We start from the raw sequence: 4,686 nt of genomic DNA, 5'->3' as shown, positions 1-4,686 counted from the left end.
TTGTTGATCGAAAGTCCTGCACCTGCTCCATCCCCAGATCCTCGCACAAAGCGCACGATTTAGAACCAACCGCCGGTATGTTGTGGATGTCCCCTACTGGAATTCTGTCGCTAGCCTCGCCAATGCGTAGGTCACGGGTTCGCCCACGCCTCCCCAAAGACCAGGATGAAGAACTCTCGTAGAGCATTGGACATGCTGCCGCTCATATCCGCTGAAGCGGGGCGCGCAGAAATCATGAGGGAGCCAACGGTGGGATACTTCACACCTCCAACATGAAATGGGAGCACCGACATAATGAGCGCAGACTTCGACTACACCCAACACCCGAGAGCCGCCGAACGTGCCGCCCAAGGGCCGCCGACCGTGCGCTCAGTTCTCTCGAAGTTGCGCGCTGATTCCGGCCGGGTGAACGGCATCAATCAAAAAATCGGCTTGGGCATCACGAAGAGCGTCGGAACAATGTGGGCGGCCTACGCATTCGCCGCCATCAGCCTTGTCAGCCTGCCGGCCGCCATTCAAAGCCACGACTCCATCGTTATCATCGCCTGGGTCGCCCAGACGTTCCTCCAATTGGTGCTCCTCCCGATCATCATTGTGGGCCAGAACATCCAGGCTGCAGCCTCCGACGCACGAGCCGCCGCCACCTATGAAGATGCGGGCGCGATCCTCGAAGAAGCGAAACAAATACAATTGCACCTCGCCTCACAGGACGCCGCCATAGGTGCCCTCCTCGACAAGGTCAAGTCCCTGGAAAACCAGACCCCCTGATCGGTGGCTCACCTAAGGATTGGATGATTGGCAAACACCCTTCCAAGCCGACGGACGGCAACGCGGTCCCATCGACGCCGGCCACTCGCGGTTGTGGCTTCCTCACGCTCTGACAACGTCGGCCTGCAGTACGAGACCGTCGACCTCACCCACGACCAAGCCGCCGCCGACCTGGTCACACAACTCGGCTACCGATCCGCACCCGTCGTCATCGTTGGCACCGAACACTGGGCGGGGTTCAGGCCAGACAAGATCAACGCCATCGCCGCAGCACAAGCCGCCACGCTCACGCCGATACTGAAGGAAGAGAAAGAGTGAGGAAGCCGCTGCCCATCTCACCTCTCATGACTCCAGCCGAAGTATGCGCAGCACTGCGCATCGACACCCTCGACAAGCTGCGCACCACCGACAGGCTCAAAACCTTCGCCATCGACGAACACCTCCTCCGCGATGACCGCCAGTCCGTCCTGACTTTCAGCCTCGCCGACGGGGCACCTTCGCCGAGACACACACCCGGGACTCGACAATAAGTTCGACTCGGCGCACGCACCGGCACCCGCGTTTCCGGTGGCGAAGAAATCGGTGAGCGGGATCCCACGTGTTCCGATCCATACCTGAGGACGAACTGGACCGGCATGCAAGCAATCGCGCGGGCCGGGGAGAGCCAGCGCCCCGCTGTCCAACAAGCTGTTGACCAATTGCCCGGGCACACGCCACTATCCCTCGACACCGGGGCCGCTGATGCCACCATCGTGGCTCTTTGAAGGGATCGTACGGGCCTATGGGCGCTCCCGGACTCGATAAGCTCACGGCGCACCATAAGAGAGGACGATATTGGCCGCCTGGACTGTTGAATATGAGGGCGATACCCTTGACCGCTTCGTGGACTCGCTCCCTCCGTACGAGCAGGCGGTCCTCATCGCGGCAATCGAGCACGTACTCGAGGTCTATGGAATCGACATTTGCGCAGGCGAGTGGGGGAAATCACTCGGCGATGGACTGTACGAGTTTCGCGTGCGCAAATCGTTGCAGGCGATTTTTACTGAAGCCGGCCTAGCGCCGCCGATGGATATGTCTGGCATCGACCGCCAGGTACTTCTCCGAGTGTTCTGCACATTTCACGGCTGCAAGATTGTTCTTCTCTACAGCGGATACAACAAGAAGAGTGGATTCAACCGGTGGAAGCAACACCTCGATCATGGAGGTGGATTATGGGACGTCCGAAGGGTTGGATGGCCACGCAACTCGGGCGAGAACCGATGCGGTCGCCAGGCCGGCCGCCGGGGTGGCACCGGGAGCACCGCCAGGATTTCTGGGGGCCTCGTTGGCCAGGGCATCTCGAGCGAGGAAGCGGGCGAGCGGGCCTGCGTGTCGGCGCCGGTCGGGACTCGCTTCTTCCGGCACGCTGGCGGGATGCTAGACCTCAGCAAGGCACCGCTGTCAGGATAGGTTTTTGACCTTCGTCGAGCGTGAGGAGAGCCTCAGAGACACAAAAATGATCAACGCGCTCCACGGAGTGGGCGCGTGCGAATAGCTGTGACTGCGAGGGCCCATTCGGTTGTTAGCCGGGTCGCACCGGTGTGTATGAGCCCCACGTGATAGCCCTGTACTTGACCTTTGCCGTTGGCTTTGGCTGCATACATCGCGATATCGGCTTGATGTACAAGCTCATCGATATCAATCCCGGGTGTGAGCGTCGCGATCCCGACGCTGGCACCGACCTGCGCAAAGCGTTCGCCAACGCGCACGGGTGGTGTCAGCGAGTCAATCATGCGTTGAGCGACGTCCCTAGCAGCGCTGGCCGTGGTACCGCGCAACAAGATGGCGAATTCATCGCCGCCCAGTCGCGCGCAGACATCGCCGGGGCGAGTGCACCCGCGCAGCCGCGCTGCGACCTCGAGAAGTACCGCATCTCCGGCACGATGACCCAGGACATCGTTAACATCCTTAAAGTCGTCTAAGTCGAGGAACAAAACGTGCAGACCGTCCAGATGCGCCTGGTCCGCGAGGCTTGAGGCCAGCTTCGCGGTGAAGGAAGCCCGGTTGTCCAGCCCAGTCAACGAATCATATTGGGCTTGTAACGTGAGTTGTTGATGCACGTCACTATTGCGGAGGGCCAGAGCCACCTGGTTGACCAAATCACGCACAGACAACAACGCATCTGAGGGGATCTTCTTCGGCGCACCTACCAGCATCCAGGCGTTTTCGTGCAATCCCCGCAAACTAACGCACGACCAGGCGAGGTCGACGCCGACGGCGTCATCCAGCGGTCCCGGCTGAAGGACCCGCGCATCCCCTGGATCCGTTGTGGACGAGACGACGGTCCCAGGAAACGCTCCCGGAACACTAAGGAAGCTGCCGGCAACTCCTTGAACCCTCAACTCGGCGCCATCGCGCACCAGTTTGAGCAGGCGCAAACCTGGAGTGGCATCACAAATCTCAGCACAAGCCGCCCAAGCGAGAGCCCTGATCAAGGTCTCGTCAGTGAGGCCCAACAATTGCGAGCCGGTGGCGGCCAACACGGTATCGCGCCGAGTGGCCTGCTCTCGCGCCAGCAGGCCACCGCCCATTTGGCGGGCGATGAAAACGGCGATGAATATCAGCGGGAACGACTCGTATAAGCCCGTCGTTGTCGGTGGCACCGAGTGGGTCGGAATCAACGACCACAACGGCACTGTCGCAGAGAGCGCTGCCATCCCGAGGACACATCGCAGCAGAGAACGCCAGATCGATCCGTAGAAGGCTCGAAACCAGATCGCGGTGAGCACGTAGGCGATCACCGTCGTCGTGGACGGACTGGCGAGCCCGAGAACAACAATCGCAACCGTGTCCAATACGTCCAGCCACAGTGGTACCTGCCGACTCAGGAGGACGTGAACGCACGATGACAGCAACGTTACCGTTGACCCCAAAAGCATCAGCACTATCACGCCGCCGGTCGCTTCGAAAAACGCAGCAGGCACGGACACGATCAGAGACGCCATCGCCAGGGCGGCAAAGTACCACCGTGTGCTTTGGACAGTCCCGTCAGACGGCCTCAAGAGGCCACGGACGTTCACCCGGTCTACTGATTTTCGCAAAACGCCCATTGAGCGTCGGTCCTGTCTGTTGATAGGCCGGCTAACCCAAGGGGTCCCGTGCCTTTGCGACACCGGCTTGCACCGGATGTGCCCGTGCGACTGACGCAGAAACGCCGTCTCGTCAATGATCAAGTGATCCTGACCTGACCGTAGCATTCTGTCGGCTGGAACGGCCCCCGGTTTGGTTGACTCCTGATCTCTGAAGATTCGTTTTCGCTTGGAGCGAAGTTCACCATACCCAAGCCTCACCCACCCCAAGTTCCGCGCGGCACCCATCGACGACAGCTACAACGCCTACAACCAACTCAACAGCACCGCCCCCGACACCGCCGCCACCACGTGGACATATGACGCGGCCGGGAGGCAGAAGAAGAGCAGACTGCCCCGGCCCTTTCATCGACCGGCAACAGAACGTTGTGTTCCAGGGATTCACCGGGTCGGGGAAATCATATCTAGGCTGCGCGTTGGCGAAAGCCGCGTGCCGGCACCGGGTGCGAGCACACTACATTCGAATGCCGGAGCTCGAAGAGGCCTGGCAGCTGGCCCGCGATAAACCCTCCGGCACGACGAAGTTCTTGAACAAGTACGCCGCATTCACGCTCCTGGTGATCGATGAATGGCTCCTCGACGAGCCCGACGAGAGCACCAGGAGCATGCTGTTGGAACTCCTCGAGCGCCGCTACGATCAGGCATCAACAGTGTTCTGCACTTAATACGCCCAAAAGGACTGGCACCAGCGCCTTGGCTCCGGGGTTCACGCGGACGCGATCATGGACCGCATCGTGCACAACACCATCTGGGTCGAGACCGGCGGCCACAACATGCGAGAACACACCGC

Annotated in this window: 5 protein-coding genes, 1 pseudogene and 1 riboswitch; of the genes and pseudogenes, 5 read left to right on the top strand and 1 reads right to left on the bottom strand. The window is 60.6% G+C overall.

Annotated features, from left to right (window positions below):
• The first annotated feature begins 294 nt into the window (after positions 1–294).
• From QN357_RS17860 to QN357_RS17845, 4 genes are all read left to right on the top strand, one after another.
• Complete coding sequence (locus QN357_RS17860) at positions 295–768, top strand: hypothetical protein (protein WP_322135563.1); 474 nt, start codon at positions 295–297, stop codon at positions 766–768.
• A 93-nt stretch (positions 769–861) separates the two neighbouring features.
• The gene (locus tag QN357_RS17855; RefSeq protein ID WP_322135562.1) at positions 862–1,086 is read left to right on the top strand and encodes a glutaredoxin family protein; all 225 of its coding nucleotides are present in this window, start codon (positions 862–864) and stop codon (positions 1,084–1,086) included.
• 26 nt (positions 1,087–1,112) lie between these two features.
• Positions 1,113–1,298: a hypothetical protein gene (locus QN357_RS17850; RefSeq protein WP_322135561.1), complete on the top strand. Its 186-nt coding sequence runs from the start codon at positions 1,113–1,115 to the stop codon at positions 1,296–1,298.
• 304 nt (positions 1,299–1,602) lie between these two features.
• Positions 1,603–2,217: a hypothetical protein gene (locus tag QN357_RS17845; RefSeq protein ID WP_322140473.1), complete on the top strand. Its 615-nt coding sequence runs from the start codon at positions 1,603–1,605 to the stop codon at positions 2,215–2,217.
• Positions 2,218–2,267: 50 nt separating this feature from the next.
• Here the strand turns inward: QN357_RS17845 and QN357_RS17840 are convergent, their stop codons facing one another.
• Positions 2,268–3,752 carry a GGDEF domain-containing protein gene (locus tag QN357_RS17840; RefSeq protein WP_322140472.1) on the bottom strand — a complete coding sequence of 495 codons (1,485 nt, stop codon included), beginning with the start codon at positions 3,750–3,752 and terminating at the stop codon, positions 2,268–2,270.
• A 123-nt stretch (positions 3,753–3,875) separates the two neighbouring features.
• A riboswitch (cyclic di-GMP riboswitch) is annotated at positions 3,876–3,950 on the bottom strand.
• Between the two features lie 245 nt (positions 3,951–4,195).
• Between QN357_RS17840 and QN357_RS17835 the strand changes: the two are divergent.
• Positions 4,196–4,686: pseudogene (locus QN357_RS17835) on the top strand (ATP-binding protein); the annotation flags it as partial.

The organism is Cryobacterium sp. RTC2.1 (assembly GCF_035018685.1).
Taxonomy (GTDB): Bacteria; Actinomycetota; Actinomycetes; order Actinomycetales; family Microbacteriaceae; genus Cryobacterium; species Cryobacterium glucosi.
Note: the sequence above shows the minus strand (reverse complement) of the source record. Positions and strands in the feature narration are given on the sequence as shown.